The organism is Billgrantia sp. C5P2 (genome assembly GCF_051062895.2).
The window spans coordinates 1,935,685-1,952,130 of sequence record NZ_CM128542.1; the positions used below are offsets into that span (position 1 = coordinate 1,935,685).

At 65.0% G+C, this 16,446-nt stretch carries 15 protein-coding genes; 9 read left to right on the forward strand and 6 right to left on the reverse strand.

The features are described 5' to 3' along the window. Positions 1-3: 3 nt before the first annotated feature. The 4 genes from ACRWQA_RS08970 to ACRWQA_RS08985 all read left to right on the forward strand — a co-directional run bounded on the left by ACRWQA_RS08970 (position 4) and on the right by ACRWQA_RS08985 (position 5,011). Positions 4-1,164: a M20 aminoacylase family protein gene (locus ACRWQA_RS08970; RefSeq protein WP_434229435.1), complete on the forward strand. Its 1,161-nt coding sequence runs from the start codon at positions 4-6 to the stop codon at positions 1,162-1,164. A 72-nt stretch (positions 1,165-1,236) separates the two neighbouring features. Then, on the forward strand, positions 1,237-2,853 hold the full coding sequence (locus ACRWQA_RS08975; protein WP_434229434.1) for an amidohydrolase: 1,617 nt from the start codon (positions 1,237-1,239) through the stop codon (positions 2,851-2,853). Beyond that, complete coding sequence (locus ACRWQA_RS08980) at positions 2,850-3,809, forward strand: CobW family GTP-binding protein (protein WP_434229433.1); 960 nt, start codon at positions 2,850-2,852, stop codon at positions 3,807-3,809. Before ACRWQA_RS08975 ends, ACRWQA_RS08980 begins: the two co-directional genes overlap by 4 nt. A 71-nt stretch (positions 3,810-3,880) precedes the next feature. Beyond that, positions 3,881-5,011 carry a DUF294 nucleotidyltransferase-like domain-containing protein gene (locus ACRWQA_RS08985; RefSeq protein WP_434229432.1) on the forward strand — a complete coding sequence of 377 codons (1,131 nt, stop codon included), beginning with the start codon at positions 3,881-3,883 and terminating at the stop codon, positions 5,009-5,011. Between the two features lie 8 nt (positions 5,012-5,019). Here the strand turns inward: ACRWQA_RS08985 and ACRWQA_RS08990 are convergent, their stop codons facing one another. The 5 genes from ACRWQA_RS08990 to ACRWQA_RS09010 all read right to left on the reverse strand — a co-directional run bounded on the left by ACRWQA_RS08990 (position 5,020) and on the right by ACRWQA_RS09010 (position 10,826). After that, positions 5,020-7,770, reverse strand: a complete 2,751-nt coding sequence (locus ACRWQA_RS08990; RefSeq protein ID WP_434229430.1) for an ATP-binding protein — start codon at positions 7,768-7,770, stop codon at positions 5,020-5,022. A gap of 4 nt (positions 7,771-7,774) precedes the next feature. After that, positions 7,775-7,975, reverse strand: a complete 201-nt coding sequence (locus tag ACRWQA_RS08995; RefSeq protein WP_263580178.1) for a hypothetical protein — start codon at positions 7,973-7,975, stop codon at positions 7,775-7,777. After that, positions 7,972-10,035 carry a 3'-5' exonuclease gene (locus ACRWQA_RS09000; protein WP_434229428.1) on the reverse strand — a complete coding sequence of 688 codons (2,064 nt, stop codon included), beginning with the start codon at positions 10,033-10,035 and terminating at the stop codon, positions 7,972-7,974. Before ACRWQA_RS09000 ends, ACRWQA_RS08995 begins: the two co-directional genes overlap by 4 nt. Continuing rightward, on the reverse strand, positions 10,035-10,406 hold the full coding sequence (locus ACRWQA_RS09005; protein ID WP_263580176.1) for a response regulator transcription factor: 372 nt from the start codon (positions 10,404-10,406) through the stop codon (positions 10,035-10,037). Before ACRWQA_RS09005 ends, ACRWQA_RS09000 begins: the two co-directional genes overlap by 1 nt. A gap of 132 nt (positions 10,407-10,538) precedes the next feature. After that, complete coding sequence (locus tag ACRWQA_RS09010) at positions 10,539-10,826, reverse strand: hypothetical protein (protein ID WP_263580175.1); 288 nt, start codon at positions 10,824-10,826, stop codon at positions 10,539-10,541. A gap of 273 nt (positions 10,827-11,099) precedes the next feature. Between ACRWQA_RS09010 and ACRWQA_RS09015 the strand changes: the two genes are divergently transcribed. The 5 genes from ACRWQA_RS09015 (at position 11,100) to ACRWQA_RS09035 (ending at position 15,646) form a co-directional block, all read left to right on the forward strand. After that, positions 11,100-12,773 carry a carbon starvation CstA family protein gene (locus ACRWQA_RS09015; RefSeq protein WP_434229426.1) on the forward strand — a complete coding sequence of 558 codons (1,674 nt, stop codon included), beginning with the start codon at positions 11,100-11,102 and terminating at the stop codon, positions 12,771-12,773. A 15-nt stretch (positions 12,774-12,788) separates the two neighbouring features. Continuing rightward, the gene (locus ACRWQA_RS09020) at positions 12,789-13,091 is read left to right on the forward strand and encodes a cory-CC-star protein (RefSeq protein WP_263580173.1); all 303 of its coding nucleotides are present in this window, start codon (positions 12,789-12,791) and stop codon (positions 13,089-13,091) included. Positions 13,092-13,155: 64 nt separating this feature from the next. Beyond that, entirely contained in the window at positions 13,156-14,163 is a 1,008-nt protein-coding gene (locus ACRWQA_RS09025) for an ArsA family ATPase (RefSeq protein ID WP_434229424.1), read from the forward strand. Between the two features lie 123 nt (positions 14,164-14,286). Further along, positions 14,287-14,694: a ketosteroid isomerase-related protein gene (locus ACRWQA_RS09030; protein WP_434229423.1), complete on the forward strand. Its 408-nt coding sequence runs from the start codon at positions 14,287-14,289 to the stop codon at positions 14,692-14,694. Positions 14,695-14,731: 37 nt separating this feature from the next. Next, positions 14,732-15,646 carry a carbon-nitrogen hydrolase family protein gene (locus ACRWQA_RS09035; protein WP_434229422.1) on the forward strand — a complete coding sequence of 305 codons (915 nt, stop codon included), beginning with the start codon at positions 14,732-14,734 and terminating at the stop codon, positions 15,644-15,646. Positions 15,647-15,693: 47 nt separating this feature from the next. Here the strand turns inward: ACRWQA_RS09035 and ACRWQA_RS09040 are convergent, their stop codons facing one another. Continuing rightward, the gene (locus tag ACRWQA_RS09040; RefSeq protein WP_434229421.1) at positions 15,694-16,437 is read right to left on the reverse strand and encodes a YdcF family protein; all 744 of its coding nucleotides are present in this window, start codon (positions 16,435-16,437) and stop codon (positions 15,694-15,696) included. Between the last annotated feature and the right edge of the window lie 9 nt (positions 16,438-16,446).

Consider the following 16,446-nt stretch of genomic DNA (forward strand, 5'->3'; position numbering starts at 1 on the left):
AACATGTCTGTCCTGTCACGCATCGCCGAGTACGAAGAGGAACTTGTCGCCATTCGCCACGACATCCACGCGCATCCCGAGCTTGGCTTCGAGGAGACGCGTACCTCGGCGATCGTGGCGGAAAAGCTGCACGGCTGGGGAGTCGACGAGGTCCATACCGGAATAGCCGGCACCGGAGTCGTCGGCGTGCTGAAGGGGCAGGGCGAAGGGGGGTGTATCGGCTTGCGCGCGGACATGGATGCGCTGCCCATCGAGGAGGCTTCCGGCCTGCCCTATGCCTCGCAAAATCCTGGCAGGATGCACGCCTGCGGCCATGACGGCCATACCACGATCCTGCTCGGGGCGGCACGCTACCTGGCCGAGACGCGCAACTTCGTGGGCACCGTGACCCTTATCTTCCAGCCCGCCGAGGAGGGCCTGGGCGGGGCAAGGCGAATGCTGGCCGAAGGGCTTTTCAAGCGTTTTCCCTGCAACGAGATTTACGGTCTTCACAACGACCCGCTGAGTGAGCCGGGCCAAGTCTCCATTACACCCGGGCCGGCGATGGCAGGCGCCACCTTCTTCGACATCAAGGTGGAGGGCACCGGCAGCCACGCGGCCATGCCTCACCAGTCCGAGGACCCCATCGTCATCGCTACTCAGCTGGTGCAACAGCTCCAGGCGGTGGTGAGCCGCAATTCGCCGCCGACCAGCCCGCTGGTGCTTTCGGTCACCCAGTTCCATGCCGGTTCCGCCTACAACGTCATTCCCGACACGGCCACGCTCGCGGGCACGATTCGCTATTTCGACGATGAACTCTGCGAGCAGGTGCACGAGCGTATTCACCGGCTCTGCCGTGGACTGGAACTCGCCCATGGCGTGCGCATCAGCGTTGAATTGCGCAACATCTTCAACGTGCTCGTCAATGATCCGAAGTGCTCGCAGACCTATATCGAGGCGGCCAGGGAGGTCGTGGGCGATGACCGGGCCGAGCTGGTCGACAGGCTCGTCACCGGCAGCGAGGACTTTGCCGACATGCTCCAGGTCGTGCCCGGTGCCTACTGCTGGGTGGGACACGCGGGATCGATACCGCTGCACAACCCGGGTTATGTCCTCGATGACGGCATCCTGCCGATCGGCGCCAGCATCATGGCAAGGCTGGTCGAACGTCGACTGCCCCGCTGAGCCACATTCCGAATCGCTAGGTTGGCGCCGCCGGGCGGCGCCATAACCGCTGTCGCTACTCCAGGATTCGCCATGACCATCACCGTCTACCGCGCGCGGCACATCCATACCATGAACCCTTCGCAGCCGAGCGGCAGTTGCCTGGCCGTGAAGGATGGACGAGTGCTGAGCCTGGCGAGCCTGGACCGGATCAGGGCCTTCGGTGATGTCGTCGTCGACGATCGCTTCGCCGACAAGGTGCTGATGCCCGGCTTCGTCGAAGGGCATAGCCATGCGCTCGAAGGAGCGATCTGGGACCACCTCTACCTGGGCTGGTTCGACAAGGTGGCCCCCGATGGGCGGCGCTGGGATGGGCTGCGCGACGTCGAGTCGATCCGGCAGCGCCTGGTCGAGAGGCTGCGGCGACATCCGCCCGGCCAGCCGTTGATTGCCTGGGGCTTCGACCCGATCTACTTCGCCGGGAGCCGGCTCGACAAGCGGCTGCTCGATGCGGTCAGCAGCGAGGTGCCCATCATCGTCATGCACGCAAGCTTGCATGTCATGACGGTCAATTCGGCCGTGCTGCGTCAGGCCGACATCGACTCGAAGCGCATCGACGGCATCGTACGCAGTGCGACCGGCGAGTGTCTCGGCGAACTGCAGGAGATGCCGGCCATGCATCTGGTCTTCGACCGCTACGGCATCGATTTCTTCGAGGAGGCAAGCAAGCCGCATGCCCTGAAGCAGTACGCCCGTGCAGCGCGGCGCGAGGGCATCACCACCATCACCGACCTGCTCAACCCGCTGAGCGACAGCGCCATCGAGGCCATGTGCCAGACGACGGAGGCCGCCGATTTCCCCGTGCGCCTGGTGCCGGCCCTCAATGCACTCGCCTGGGAGCCAGAAACTGGCAGTGAGCGCGTCAGGCTGGCCATGCAGCGCAATCACGACAAGCTGCGCTTCGGCATCGTCAAGCTCGTGACCGATGGGGCCATCCAGAACTTTACCGCGCGGTTGATGTGGCCCGGCTATCTGGAAGTGGATGGCAACGGCGTATGGAATGCGCCGCCGGCGACCTTTCATCATCTGATTCAACACTACCATCAGGCGGGCCTGCAGCTGCATATCCACACCAATGGCGATGAGGCGGTGGAGATCGTCCTCGATGCCTTGGAAGAGGCTCTGAGCCTGTGGCCTCGGCCGGATCATCGCCACACGCTGCAACACGTCCAGTTGATTCGCCAGAGCCAGCTCCATCGCGTCAAGGCGCTAGGGGCTTGCCTCAATATCTTTGCCAACCACATCTACTTCTGGGGCGACATTCACCTGAGCCGCACGCTCGGCTTCGACCGCTGCCAACGCCTGGAGCCCACGGCCAGTGCCGACCGGCTGGGCATCACCTTCGGCATCCACTGCGATGCGCCGGTCACGCCGCTGTCGCCGCTGTTCACCGCGCACTGCGCGCACACTCGCCAGACCGCATCCGGTGAGATACTGGGCAGCGCCGAGGCCATCAGTCGTGCTCGGGCCCTGGAAGCGATCACCCTGGGTGCGGCCCGTACGCTGCACATGGACCACTGCATCGGTAGCCTCGAACCGGGTAAATGGGCCGACGTGGCGGTGCTCGATGACGATCCGCTGGATCCTCAGGTGCCACTCTCCGAGGTGAAGGTCCACGCCACCCTGCTGGCTGGAACCCCCACGCAATGAGTGGCCAGGTGACGCCGGCCATTGCGGTACATCTGCTTTGCGGCTTTCTCGGCAGCGGCAAGACGACTCGCATCAATACACTGATCCGTCGCGGCGAGCTTCCTGACACGCTCTTCTTGATCAACGACTTCGGTAGCCTGAATATCGATGCCGAATTGATCGAATCGAGCACTGGCTCGAATGTGGGCCCGGGCGAAGTGCTGCGGCTGAGCAATGGCTGCGCCTGCTGTGGGATTTCGGGCAACCTCTCGGCCCAACTCAGTGCCATCAGGCGCTGGCAGCGCCCGCCGCAACGCCTGGTGTTCGAGGCGAGCGGCGTTGCACGCCCGCGCTCATTGATGCAGCTGTTCGATGCCGCCGGCGGCTACCGTCTGGACAGAACGGAGCTGTTGGTCGATCTATCGTCCCTCGATGTCCTGCTGCGCGATGCAAGCGTGGGCGATATGGTCGCGGCGCAGCTTGGTGACGTCGACGATGTGCTGCTCAATCGTTGGGGTGGCATGGCGCTGGCGGAGAGACAAGAGATGGCGCGGCAAATCGTGACGTTGAATCCCAAGGCACGCTTGCAGTGGCTCGCCTCTCCGGCCGAGGAGCCCTCTGTGCGGGCCGCTGCGGCTGAAGCTCTGCCCATCGAAGCTTTGCCCACCTTCCCGTGCGATGCCGGAACGGGGCTGGCGTCCCTCTCGGTTGGGCTGGCCAGGCCCCTGGATCCCAACCGGTTGCTGGCGCTGCTCGACGTAGCCTGCCCAGTGCTGCTGAGAGCGAAGGGATTTCTCAGGAGCTGCGATGCACCTGAACGGATACAACTATTGCAGTGGACGCCAGGGCAAGCCAAGTTGACCGCCCAGCCGCGGGAAAGAGCTGCGGTACTGGTATTGATCGGCAAGGGAAAACTCAACCTGGAGCGTCTGGCGGCGATGATCGAGGCAGAGGCAGCCACCTCCAGGCTAGCGTAATCCCTTGGCCCAAGTGTCTCGTTTCCTCTCTCTCGTTACACTCGCTTGACGTGCATACGATGGGAGACGATATGCGAGTGCTGCATCGGGCTTCACCCTGGCGTGAGCTGTTCGCCGGCGACGGCCAGCCTGAGCTTGCCAAGCTGCTGGCGCCGCTGCGCGAAGCATTGGACGAACTGGGGCCGAGCCCCGACCTGCCTGTCTCCCACGCCTGGCAGCTGCGGCTGGCCGAGGCCCTGCAGCGGCTCGACCTGCCCGCTTGGCGTATCAGTCAGCTGATCAGCGACCATAACGACCAGCTTTACCGCCGTGCGATCCAACTCTCGCTCAGCGAGATGCAAGGGCAGGGTTGGGGCAAGCCGCCGGTGGGGTTCTGTGTGCTGACGCTGGGCTCCGCGGGCCGGCACGAAAGCCTGCTGGGTCCCGATCAGGACAACGCCATGATCGTGGCCGACTACCCGGATTCCCGCCATACCGAGATCGACGGCTTCTTCCAGGCGCTCGGTGAGCGCTTCACTGCACGACTCGATGAGGCAGGCATACCGCTATGCAATGGCCATGTGATGGCGCGCTGGCCGATGTGGCGCAAGCGGCTCTCGGAGTGGTGCGAGCAGCTGAGCCTGTGGACCCGGGAGCGCCGGGTGAAGCGGGTGCAGCAGAGCAATATCCTGCTCGATTTTCATCCCGTGTTCGGCGATGCCGGCCTGGCCGAGGCACTCGCCGAACACGTCGCACGGCTTATGCCCAGGGCGGGACTGTTCCTGAACGAAATGGCGCAATTGCTCGACGAGCTGCCGGTGGCGCTGAACCGCTTCGGTCGGCTTTCCGCTAGCGATGAGGACGCGCCTCATGAAAAGGCCCTCAATCTCAAGCGCCAAGGCCTGTTACCACTGGTCAATGCGGTGCGACTGCTGTCGCTTCGCCATGGCGTCAGCGTGCCGGATACGCGCTTGCGGCTATCGGCGTTGGTGTTGAAGGAGGCGCTCACAGCACGCCAGGCCAGGGCAGGAATTTCGGCACTGGATCGCCTTCAGGAGCGACTGCTCGCGGCACAGCTGGCGAGCCTGAAGGTCGGAGGGGCCGCCGATGGCTGGATCGACATGGTCCGGCTGGAGGATGACCAGCGCCTGCTGTTGCGCCACGACATGCAGGCGATTCGCAGCCTGGTCAGGTTGGCGCAGGGGAGCGTCGGTGGCAGGTAGGAGGCCCTTCATTCAGGCTGCGCTTGCGTTACCAGGGCGCTTGGCAACTCCATGACCAGGCAGGCACCTTGCAGGGTCGGGGCATCGTCGACCCATAGCCGTCCGCCCAGGTGAGCGACGATGCCGCGGCTGATCGGCAAGCCCAGACCGCTGCCGCGCGGGCGGCCGCGGGCCTTGCCGCTGGCGGCGCCGTAGCGCTTGACCTGATGGAACTTCTCGAATACTCGTTCACGTTCATCAGGCGTTATGCCCGGACCGTTGTCTTCGACGCTTAGCCTGAAGCTCTGCTTGTGTCGGGCCAGATGGAGGCGCACGCGCGGGTTGTCGTCGTCGGCGAATTTGCCGGCATTGTCGAGCAGGTTGATGATCACCTGCTCGAGGCGGTCGGAATCGCCGATCACCGGCGCCTCATCGAGTTCCAGTTCGACCTCGAGGGCAACACCGCGGTCCTCCTGCAGCCGGTGCACGGCATCCACGCTGTGGCGTACCAGCGCCACCAGGTCGAGCCGCTGGGGATTGAGCGTCAGGCGTCCGCTCTCCAGGCGCGCCAAGTCGAGAATCTCTTCGATCAGGCGCGAAAGCCGCTGGCTCTCGAGCACCACCACTTCGAGAAAGTGCACGCGCTTCTCTTCCGGCAGGTCCTTGCTGTCGCGCAGGATCTCGGCGAAGGCACGGATCGAGGTGAGCGGCGTTCTCAATTCGTGGCTGACCATGGCGACGAACTCATCCTTCAGCCGGTCGAGTTCGCGCAGGCGCTCGTTGGCGGCTCGCAGCTCCTCGCCGATGCGGGCCAGCTCGTTGGACTTCTGCTCCAGGCGACGGTTGTACTCCAGCGTCTGCGAGGTGGTGTCGAGAATGCTGAGGATGGACTCCAGGTCCAAGGCCTCGCCGCGGACCACCGAATTGATCAGCACCCTCGCCGATGCACTGCCCAGGGCTCCCGACAGGGCCTGTTCGGCGCGGGCGATCAGTGCCGGCGGGGCGGGGGTCTCATCGGCTTGGCTGCCCTGTGGCGCGTTCAGTATCCGGGTCGTGGCGCCGGCCCCCAGGTAGCGGTTCAGCAGGCTCTTGAGTTCGCCGCAGGTGGTCTGGCCGCGCCACAGCGAGGTGTGTTGAAGCCCGGGGTTCATGGCCTCGGTGAAGAGTGCCGCCTGGGTTTGCTCCACCGGACTCTGGCGCGTGAACAGCGACACGCCGACCAGAAGTCCGACGTTGGCCAGCAGGCTCCATAGCAGGGCGTGACTGTAGATGTCGAACCCTTCCAGGCCGAACAGCGCGTAGGGGCGCAGCCATTCCAGGCCCAGCAGGCCTTGCTCGAGAAGGGTGGCATCGAGCCAGCCCGACTGGGCGAATCCCGGTATCAGCAGGGTGTAGCACCAGGTGAGAAAGCCGGCCAGCAGGCCCAGGGTTGCGCCGGCTTGGGTCGCCCCGCGCCAGTACATGCCGATCAGCATGGCCGGAGCGAACTGGGCCGCGCCGACGAACGACACCAGCCCGATGGTCACCAGGCTGTAGGAATCGCCGATCAAGGCGTGGTAGAGGTAGCCAAGCAGCAGGATCAGTACGATCGCCACGCGGCGGATGCCCAGCAGCCAGCCGGCCAGCTCCCCTTGGGAACTCAGGTGGAGCCGGCGGGAGCGCAGCAGCAGCGGCATCATCAGCTGGTTGCTGACCATGGTGGAGAGTGCGATCGTTTCGACGATCACCATGCCGGTTGCCGCCGAGAGCCCGCCGATGAAGACCAGTAGCGGAATGCCCTCGATGCCGGCCGAGAGCGGCAGGGTGAGCACGAAGCTGTCGGGATCGCCGTTGCCCATCGGCAGCAACAGGCCGGCCATGGCGATGGGAATCACGAACAGATTGATCGCCACCAGGTAGAGCGGGAACAGCCAACTGGCGCGCCTGAGGTGGCGCTCGTCGACGTTCTCCACCACCAGTACCTGGAACTGGCGCGGCAGGGTGAGGAAGGCCAGAAAGGCGAGCACCAGGGTGCCGACCCAGCCGATGGTTCCACCGGGGACCGCCGCCAGGCTCAGAGCGCCGGCCAGCTCGGGTGTGTCGGCGACTTGGCGAAAAAGATCGCCAGGCCCGTTGAACAGCACGAACGTCACGAAGATGCCGACGGTGAGAAACGCCACCAGCTTGACCAGTGACTCGAAGGCGATGGCGGCGACCATGCCCTCATGGCGTTCGCTGGCGTCCAGGTGTCGGGTGCCGAACAGGATGATGAAGACGGCGAGTACCAGCGCCACCCAGAACGACTTGTCGGTCCAGAAGCTCTCCTCGGCGAGGCGGAACTCGGCCGCTTCCGGGTAGTTGACCAGCACCGCGTGACTCAGGGTGATCGCCTTGAGCTGCAGGGCGATATAGGGCGTGATGCCGATCAGCGCGATCAGCGCCACCAGCGCGCCGAGGCTCGAACTCTTGCCGTAGCGGGCGCTGATGAAGTCGGCAATGGAAGTGATGCGCTGGGTGCTGGCAATCCGCACCATCTTGCGGATCAGCAGGGGGGCCGTCAGCATCGCTAGTGTCGGGCCCAGGTAGATCAGCAAGAAGCTAGGGCCGAATTCCGCGGCCCGCCCCACGCTGCCGTAGAAGGTCCAGGCGGTGCAATAGACCGCAATGGAAAGGGCATAGACGGTAGGCGAGCCGATCACCGAGCGGCCCTGTTCGGCGCGACGGTCGCCCCAGGCGGCGATCACGAACAGCAGCGCCAGGTAGCCGAAGGCGACCGTCAGCACTACCGGATCGGTTCTCATCGCGTCAACTTTCCTCCTGCCGATGCTCCATCAGCCAGGCGGTCAATCCGATAACGGCCAGCCAGGCCACGAACAGGTAGAGCGGCAGCCAGGATGGCCCGGCAGGCGCGGGTCGATCGAAGATCAGTACCAGCGGCGGCGAGAAGAGCAGGGCGGCCACGCCGATCAGTGCTATCAGCCTGGCACGGTGGTTTGAGGCGTTCATGTGCAGGCGTCCTCGCGATCCAGGGCGGTGGACTGCAGGGCCAGCACCTGCTCCAGGGTCTCGATGCCGCGGGCTTCCAGGCGTGGCAGCAGTGCCAGCCACAGCTCGGCCGTCACTCGTGCATCGCCGAGCGCCGTATGACGGGTTCCCGGGGGGAAGCTGAGGTCGTAGCGCTCGGCGAGGGTATCCAGGTCATGCCCGTCCAGACTCTCGTCCAGGGCGCGGGAGAGCAGCAGCGTATCGAGCACCGGCATTTCCAGTGACATTGCGCTGCCGGTGGGCTGCAAGGCCAGCAGGTCGAAAGCGGCATTGTGGGCCAGGATGACGGCCTCGCCGATATAGTCACGGAAGCGCGGCAGGATCACCGAAAGCGGTGGGGCGCCGGCAACCTCGGCGTCGGTAATGCCGTGGATCGCAGTGCTGGCGGGTGGAATCGGCCTGCCGGGATCGACACGCACGTCGAAGGTGTCGCTGGCCAGCAATCGGGCATTGACGATACGGCAGGCGCCGATGCTGATCACACTGTCACCACGACGCAGCTCGAGCCCGGTGGTTTCGGTATCGAAGGCCACGATTTCCAGCGCCCGTAGCGGGCAGCGCGCCAGCTCGGCATCCGGCGGCGGCAGATCGGCAATACCGAAGTCATGGAACTCGGGGCGTGGCGGCAGCTGTCTGGGTGGCGCACCGACGCGATCCACGGCGGGTAGCGGCAGGCGCAGGCGGGCATATTGCCCATCGCCGTCCGCCAGGCTCCAGGCATCGCTGGCATGTTGACGCAGCAAGTCGCCGACTCGCGGTGAAAGCGGCAGCGCCTCGAGGCGCTGTTCGCACCATGCCGCCAGCTCCCGTTGCGGCAGCGGTTTGCCGGGCCAGATCAGGTCGAGGTAGACGCGACGATTGCCGAGCAGGATCTCGCCCTCGAAGTACGTGGTGCCGGCATGCTTGCTCAGCCGCTCCAATAGTGCGACGAGCATGACCAGCAGCGCCGGGGCGTCGCCCTTGAACCAGGCGGGCATGCCGATGGGCAGGACCTCGATGGAGTTGTCGCCGAGTCGCTCGTTGAGCGACTGCCACAGGTCGTTTGACCAGAGAGGTACCAGGCGCTCGCCCTGCCGCTGCATGTCCTCGATCAAGCGTCCGAGATTCTCGATTTCGCTGCCCAGGGCACGGCTCTCCTCGTCGATGACTGCTTCCAGGCGCCGGCGCAGCGTATCGTCGATATGCCTCGCATGGCGTACGCTGCCCAGCGCTTCGGCGGCACTGGCCAGGCTGGCACCGTGCCGACGCAATGGTCCCATGTGTTCCGCCAGGCCGGCACGGGCGCCCATCTCGCTGGTCCAGGCGGCGGTGGCATCGGTCAGGGTCAGCAGGGTCTCGCCGTTACTCTGGGGCACGCGGCGCATCACCATGTGCAGCCAGCGCTCGTCGCAGGGAATCAGCAGCTCGCGTGGCGAACCGTCTTCAGGCAACTGTCCCAGCGCATCCTGCAGGCTCGATATCGGCAGCAGGGCATCCAGGCGTTTACCGAGCCCAAGTCCGGTATGCTTCTCGAACAGGGCCTCGGCGGCCTGATTGAACAGCAGCAGCCGACGATGCTGGTCGCACAGCAGCAGCGGTGTGTCGAGTACCTGCAGCAGCGTCTCGAGCTCCTGGCGAATGCGGGCCGCACTGCGTGCGCCTTCGGCATGGGCCGTGGCCAGGCGTTGTCGGTCGCTGCGCCAAGCTTCCCGCACACGCACCAGGTCGGGCCCCAGGCCGCGCAGCCAGCCTTCGGGAGGGTAGTCCTCACGGGCGTCCGGGTTGGCCACCAGACGCGCCAGCTGTACCTGCAGGTGGCGCAGCGGAGTGAACAGCATGCGCTCGAGCAGCAGACCGACCAGAAAGATGGTACCTCCGCCGGAGAAGCAGCCGAGCCACAGCACGAGGCGGGCGAAACCCTGGGGGTGGAACAGGCTGTCGAGCCAGGCGGCGAAAATGGCGCCGCCCAGCAGGCTGACACCGCTGAGCAACAGCCACAGGCCGATCAGGCGCTGACGCTTGGGCAGCTTGCCCCCTCTCATCAGGCATCCTCTGCCAGCAGGGCTTTGACCTTCTCGACCAGTGCCTGGGTCGAGAAGGGCTTGGTCACATAGTCGTCGGCGCCGAGCGCCAGCCCCTTCTCGCGCTCCACCTCGCGTCCATGGGCGGTGAGCATGATGATGGGCAGCCTGGCGTGGCGTTCATCCTGCCGCAGCTGTTCCAGCACATCGAAGCCACTGATGCCTGGCAGGCTGATATCGAGCAGGATCAGGTCGGGTGAGGATTGCTCGACCTTGGCCAGGGCGCCTTCGCCATCCTCGGCCGTGTCCACGTCGAAACCGGCCTGTTGCATGAGGAACTCCAGCGACAGGACGATGTTGGGCTCATCGTCCACCACCAGCACCTTGGCCATTCATGACTCCTTGAGATTTGTTGGTATCTTGTTGTTTACCAGTCTAGTGAACATGGCGGAGGCGGCAAAGACGACCTTGGCAGAAGGTGTATGAATGCGAACTGGCAGCCGGGAGGACGGCCGCGCGTGCGCTCAGCGCGGTTCGTCGCCGTTCTTCTCGAGTCGCCGCAACTTGGGCCCCAGCGGGCCCAGCCACAGCCACACCTGTAGCAGTACCAGCAATGGCAGCAGCCAGGCCGGGGCGCCGGTGGTGCGGGTAAGAATGTAGAAGATCAGATAGGCGGTGATGCCGGCGATGAGGCCCACCAGCGTGAACCTGAAGGCGCTTGCCTGGCCGGGTTGGCGGGTAACGCGAAACAACAGGCCGACGAAGGCACCGAAGGCGGCGGCCATGGCGAGTTGCAGCAGAATTTCTTGCATGGGGTTCTCGTCATCCGGAGGCTGGCTATGCCAGCAGCGTAACGTGCGTGCAACCCTGGTGCTGTACGACCTTGGAACAAAGCCTCGAAGCGGGCATGCTCCGGTCAACGCTACGACTTTAGGATCAAAAGCCAGGCCGGAAGTTGGACTTGTCACTTCGCTCTGCTCATCCTTGGCCGAGCAGGGCCAAGCGCGCTGCCGGATCTGACCCTTCGCGTAACATGCGAGTCGTCAAAGAAGAAGGAACTCATCCTCAAAAAGGAGCCGACCAGAATGAGTGCCATCATCTTGCTGGTTCTAGGTCTTGCCGGGATGGCTGCGGGGTACGTCTTCTACTCCCGTTTCATAGCCACGAAGATCTATCGTCTCGATCCCGATTTCAGAACCCCTGCCCATGAATTCGAGGATGGGATCGATTTCGTGCCGACCAACCGCTTCATTCTCTGGGGGCACCACTTCACCTCGGTCGCTGGTGCCGCGCCCATCGTGGGCCCGGCCATCGCGGTCATCTGGGGCTGGCTGCCGGCCTTCCTGTGGGTCGTGCTCGGTACCGTGTTCTTTGCTGGCGTACACGATGCAGGGGCCATCTGGGCCAGCGTGCGCAACAAGGCCAAGTCGGTCGGCGCCTTGACCGGAGACGTGGTCGGCGCCCGGGCGCGCAGCATATTCATGATCGTCATCTTCCTCGTGCTGCTGATGGTGAACGCGGTATTCGCCGTGGTCATCGCCGGGCTGATGATGAATTTCTCCAGCGCCGTGGTACCGGTGTGGGGAGCCATCCTGGTGGCACTGGTCATCGGTCAGTTGATCTATCGCCGCATTCTGAGCCTGCCGGTAGTGTCGATTCTCGGTGTCATCGCGCTCTACGCCTTGATCTTCATCGGCCCGTCGGTGCCGATCCAGATGCCGGCCGAAGTCGGGGGGCTCTCGGGCAATGCCGTATGGATCCTGATCCTGTTCGGCTATGCCGCCATTGCCTCGATGCTGCCGGTGTGGGTGCTGCTGCAGCCGCGCGACTACATCAATGGCCTGCAGCTGTTCATCGGCCTGATCGTGCTCTACGGCGCCATCGTGCTGCTCAACCCCAGCGTGGTGGCCCCGATGATCAACGACGACCTGCCGGCAGGCACGCCATCGATGCTGCCGCTGCTGTTCGTCACCATCGCCTGCGGCGCCATCTCCGGCTTCCATGGCCTGGTTTCCTCCGGCACCACTTCCAAGCAGTTGAACAAGGAGACCGATGCCCGCTTCGTCGGCTACTTCGGTGCCGTGGGCGAGGGCATGCTGGCGCTTGCCGCCATCCTGGCCGCCACCGCCGGCTTTGCCACCTTCGCCGACTGGCAGGCGGTCTATACGGCCTTCGGTGCCGGCGGTGTCAACGCCTTCGTCGAGGGTGGCGCCTACATGATCCATAACGGCCTGGGCCTGCCCGAAGCCACCGCAGCGACCCTGCTGACGGTAATGGCGGCCCTGTTCGCCGGCACCACCATGGATACCGGTCTGCGCCTGCAGCGCTACATCTTCCAGGAGTGGGGCGCGATCTATCACCAGAAGTGGATGACCCGCAACGTGCCCGCCACGCTGCTCGCCGTGGGTAGCTGCCTGCTGCTGGCTTTCGGCGCCGGCGGTGCCGACGGCACCGGTGGCATGATCATCTGGCCGCTGTTCGGCACCACCAACCAGTTACTGGCGGGCCTGACCCTGCTGGTGGTCACGGTGATGCTGGTGCGCCTCCGCCGGCCGATGTGGTACACCCTGGCGCCGCTGTGCTTCCTGCTGGTGATGACCATCGCCGCGCTACTCATCCAACTGCGTACCTTCTTCAACGAAGGCAACTTTTTCCTGCTGTTCGTGGACATCGTGGTGCTGGTCGCCGCCATCCTGGTGGCGATGGAGTGCGCCTCGGCGCTGAAGCGTTCGCGTGCTGAAATGGCCAGGCAGGAATGAGCCTCGGAGGCTGACATGAACGACGATCATGACAAGTCGCATGATCCTCGTCTCGAACGGATTCGGGCCTGGCTGAGCCAGGCTCGTTTCTTCACCGAGGAGATGTACAGCGCGCGCTATCGCGGCGCCATCGCCCGCGCGCGGCGAGACGAGGACGACCTGTTCATGCTGCTGGTGTTCTCCGAGATGATGGGCGTGCCCAATCCAGCTGCCTACTACACGCTGGAGCTGCAGCCACTGCTGCTCGAACGCTTTCACGACTGGCATCGGCGCATGGGCATGGAGCGTTCGCCGCTCGATCATTTCAGATGTTGTTAGCGGCCGGATCTTGAGCGCGGCGCCGAATTAGCCGCGCAGCAAGCCATGCTTCGTGGGATGTGACATGAGAGAGTTACTCGATAAACGCCTGCTCTGGGTGGGCGGCAAGGGCGGGGTGGGCAAGACCACGGTGGCGGCAGCGCTTGCCGTGCTGGCCGCGCGACGCGAACGCCGCGTGCTGGTGGTGTCCACCGACCCGGCCCACAGCCTGGGCGACGTGTTCGACCGCGAGCTGGGCGATGCGCCGCGGCGCTTGTTGCCCAATCTGGATGCCATGGAGATCGACCCCGATGCCGAGGTCGAGGCGCACCTGGCCCGGGTCACCGAGCAGATGCGCCGTTACGCCGCGCCGGAAATGATGGCCGAGCTGGAACGCCAGATGCGCCTGACCCGCCAGTCGCCGGGCACCCAGGAAGCCGCGCTGCTGGAACGACTGTCGCGCATCGTCACCGATGACGGTGCACCCTACGACCTGGTGATCTTCGATACCGCACCGACGGGACACACCCTGCGCCTGCTGACCCTGCCCGAGGCCATGGCGGCCTGGACCGACGGACTGCTGGCGCACAACCGCAAGTCCGAAGAACTGGGCAAGGTGCTCTCCCACCTGACGCCCAAGCGTGGTCGTGACGTCGACACGCCCTTCGATGACCCCCAGGAGGACCCCCTCAGCGACCTCGATGAACGCACTCGCGACGTGGCACGAACCCTGATCGAGCGTCGGCGCCTGTTTCACCGTGCCCGTCGCCGCATCGAGAACGCCGAGGAGAGCGGTTTCCTGTTCGTGATGACACCGGAGCGGCTGCCGATCCTCGAGACGGTGCGTGCCGTCCAGGCGCTCGAGGCGGTCAAGGTCCCGGTAGCCGGAGCCGTGGTCAACCGGGTGATCCCCGACGACGCCGACGGTGATTTTCTGCGTGCGCGACGTATGCAGGAGGCCAGCTATCTGACGCGCATCGACGAGCAGCTGGCGCACCTGCCGCGACCGCGCCTGCCGCTGCTGCCGAGCGACGTGCAGGGTATCGCGGCCCTGGAGGATCTGGCCAACCGGCTCGAGAGCCTGGGCTTCTGAAGCGAGCTCGTCCTCTGCGGTCATTGCTGTATGGCAATGGTCAAATGCATGCCGGCAGACTAACGTCGCCTGGCCGGGGCGTTTACACTCACGCCCCAGGAATTCACCCAGGAGAGCCTGCCCATGTCCGAGAGCGTGCAACTGATCCAGCGTTACTACGATGCCTTCAATCGCGGCGACTGGGACACCATGCTCGATTGCCTCGATGCCGAAGTGGCGCATGACCTGAATCAGGGGCCACGTGAGACGGGGCGCGACGCCTTTCGTCAGTTCCTGGCTCGCATGGAGCGCAGCTACGTGGAGCGTCTGGAGAATATCGTGGTCATGTCCAGTGACGACGGCCGCCGGGTCGCCGCCGAGTATGTGGTGCACGGTGAGTACCGCGCCACCGACGAGGGCTTGCCGCCGGCCAAGGGGCAGCGCTACGTGTTGCCCGGAGGTGCCTTCTTCGAGGTGAACGGGGGCCTGATCACCCGTGTCACCAACTACTACAACCTCGAAGAGTGGTTGCGCCAGGTGGCCGAAGCGTGATGTCGGCTATCTCTACGAACACGAGGGAGGGGTAGCGATGCGCGTGGCCGTGGCCAAGTACCCGATCGGCATGCCGGCGAGTTTCGGCGAATTCGCCCAGCGCCAGACAGCCTGCCTGCGGCAGGCCCGCGAGCTGGGAGCCCGGATCGCGGTGTTGCCCGAATACCTCAGCCTGGAGCTCGCAGCCAGCTTCTCCCCCGAAGCGCGCGGTGACCTCAAGGCCTCGTTGGCCGAGCTGCAGCCGTGGCGTGGCGCCTGGTGCGAACTCTACCGGCGCCTGGCTCGGGAACTCGACATGTACCTGGTGCCCGGCACCTTTTTGCTCGACGTCGGCGGCGGGCGCTACCGCAATCGGGCCGACTGGTTCGCCCCGAACGGAGTTCATGGCTGGCAGGACAAGCTGCAACTCACCGGCTACGAGAAGCAGAGCGGTGTCATCGAGCCCGGCGACGCCCTTCACGGCTTCGACTGCGACGGCCACCGGGTCGGTATCGCGGTCTGCTATGACGTGGAGTTCCCGCTGCCGGTGCGTGCTCAGTACGAAGCCGGAGTGCGCCTGCTGCTGGTGCCCAGTTGCACCGATACCCCTGCCGGCGCGACCCGCGTTAGGGTCGGCTGCTTGGCCCGTGCGCTCGAGAATCGCTTCTTCGTGGCCCAGGCGGTGACCGCCGGCGAGGCACCATGGAGCCCGGCGCTTGATATCAACACCGGCGAGGCGACTCTCTACGCACCCATGGATCATGGCTTCCCCGCCGATGGCATGCTCGCCACTACCGAGGGCGACATGCTCTGGGCCTGTCACGACGTCGACATAGGCACATTGGAGCTGAACCGCGTTCACTCCCAGGTGGATAACGACCGCGACTGGCCGCACCAACTCGTCGCCACATTGCAGCCCTGGCCCGCTGCTTCGGACGCCAAGCCGACGCAGTGCGAAACGGCATCGGCTTGAGAGACAAGCATGTCCCCCTGGCTGGTGCTGAGTGAGCGGGACTGGAACTAAGGCAGCAATTGACGGAGCGACAGGGCGGCACGCCCCAGCCATTCGTTGAGGGCTCGCGTGCTCTGGTTGAGATGATAGGCGCGCGGCAGCCAGGCTTCGAGCCCTTCGGGCGGCGGGCTGGTGAATTCGGTAGGGGCGGGCACCACGACCAGGCCCTGTGCCTCGAACTCCGCCACCGCCCGCGGCATATGCCAGGCCTGCGAGACCAGGGCGACCCGCCCTATGTCGTCTGCACGCAGCATCTCGGCACTGAGGCGGGCATTCTCGGCGGTGCTGCGGCTTTCGCCTTCCAACCACTTCACCGGTATGTCGAAGATGTCGCGCAGGGCGGCTGCCATCAGGCTCGCTTCTGCGGCTTCCTCACCATGCACCCGGCCGCCGCTGACCAACAACGGCAGTTCGGTCTGGCGATGCAGGTAGGCACCGTAGGCTAGCCGGCGCCAGGTGGGGTTCGCCGGTGCATCGCCCCAGCCGAACTCGGGGGCCATATAGTCGCGCCCACCGCCGAGGATGACGATTGCCTCGGCGCTCTCCAACTGGGTGCGGGCCGGAGTGGGGTGAGGTTCCAGTCCCTGACGCAGGGCATGGCTGGCCATCGGCGTGGCGAGCAGCAGCAGGCCGAACAGCCCCAGCATGATCAGCAGGGCACCAAGGAATCGCCTGGGACTGAGCATCAGCCCCAGGAGTACCAACAACACGTTGAGGGTGGGTGGCAGCAGCAGGATCTTGAGCAGCGTCATCGTTGCGTT

Excerpts from the sequence above, each read along its gene's own strand:
- ACRWQA_RS09030 (WP_434229423.1), top strand. The coding sequence starts at position 14,287 with ATGTCCGAGAGCGTGCAACTGATCCAGCGTTACTACGATGCCTTCAAT.
- ACRWQA_RS08970 (WP_434229435.1), top strand. The coding sequence starts at position 4 with ATGTCTGTCCTGTCACGCATCGCCGAGTACGAAGAGGAACTTGTCGCC.
- ACRWQA_RS08985 (WP_434229432.1), top strand. The coding sequence starts at position 3,881 with ATGCGAGTGCTGCATCGGGCTTCACCCTGGCGTGAGCTGTTCGCCGGC.
- ACRWQA_RS09025 (WP_434229424.1), top strand. The coding sequence starts at position 13,156 with ATGAGAGAGTTACTCGATAAACGCCTGCTCTGGGTGGGCGGCAAGGGC.
- ACRWQA_RS08995 (WP_263580178.1), bottom strand. The coding sequence starts at position 7,975 with ATGAACGCCTCAAACCACCGTGCCAGGCTGATAGCACTGATCGGCGTG.
- ACRWQA_RS08980 (WP_434229433.1), top strand. The coding sequence starts at position 2,850 with ATGAGTGGCCAGGTGACGCCGGCCATTGCGGTACATCTGCTTTGCGGC.
- ACRWQA_RS09020 (WP_263580173.1), top strand. The coding sequence starts at position 12,789 with ATGAACGACGATCATGACAAGTCGCATGATCCTCGTCTCGAACGGATT.
- ACRWQA_RS09015 (WP_434229426.1), top strand. The coding sequence starts at position 11,100 with ATGAGTGCCATCATCTTGCTGGTTCTAGGTCTTGCCGGGATGGCTGCG.
- ACRWQA_RS09005 (WP_263580176.1), bottom strand. The coding sequence starts at position 10,406 with ATGGCCAAGGTGCTGGTGGTGGACGATGAGCCCAACATCGTCCTGTCG.
- ACRWQA_RS09000 (WP_434229428.1), bottom strand. The coding sequence starts at position 10,035 with ATGAGAGGGGGCAAGCTGCCCAAGCGTCAGCGCCTGATCGGCCTGTGG.
- ACRWQA_RS09040 (WP_434229421.1), bottom strand. The coding sequence starts at position 16,437 with ATGACGCTGCTCAAGATCCTGCTGCTGCCACCCACCCTCAACGTGTTG.
- ACRWQA_RS08975 (WP_434229434.1), top strand. The coding sequence starts at position 1,237 with ATGACCATCACCGTCTACCGCGCGCGGCACATCCATACCATGAACCCT.
- ACRWQA_RS09035 (WP_434229422.1), top strand. The coding sequence starts at position 14,732 with ATGCGCGTGGCCGTGGCCAAGTACCCGATCGGCATGCCGGCGAGTTTC.
- ACRWQA_RS08990 (WP_434229430.1), bottom strand. The coding sequence starts at position 7,770 with ATGAGAACCGATCCGGTAGTGCTGACGGTCGCCTTCGGCTACCTGGCG.
- ACRWQA_RS09010 (WP_263580175.1), bottom strand. The coding sequence starts at position 10,826 with ATGCAAGAAATTCTGCTGCAACTCGCCATGGCCGCCGCCTTCGGTGCC.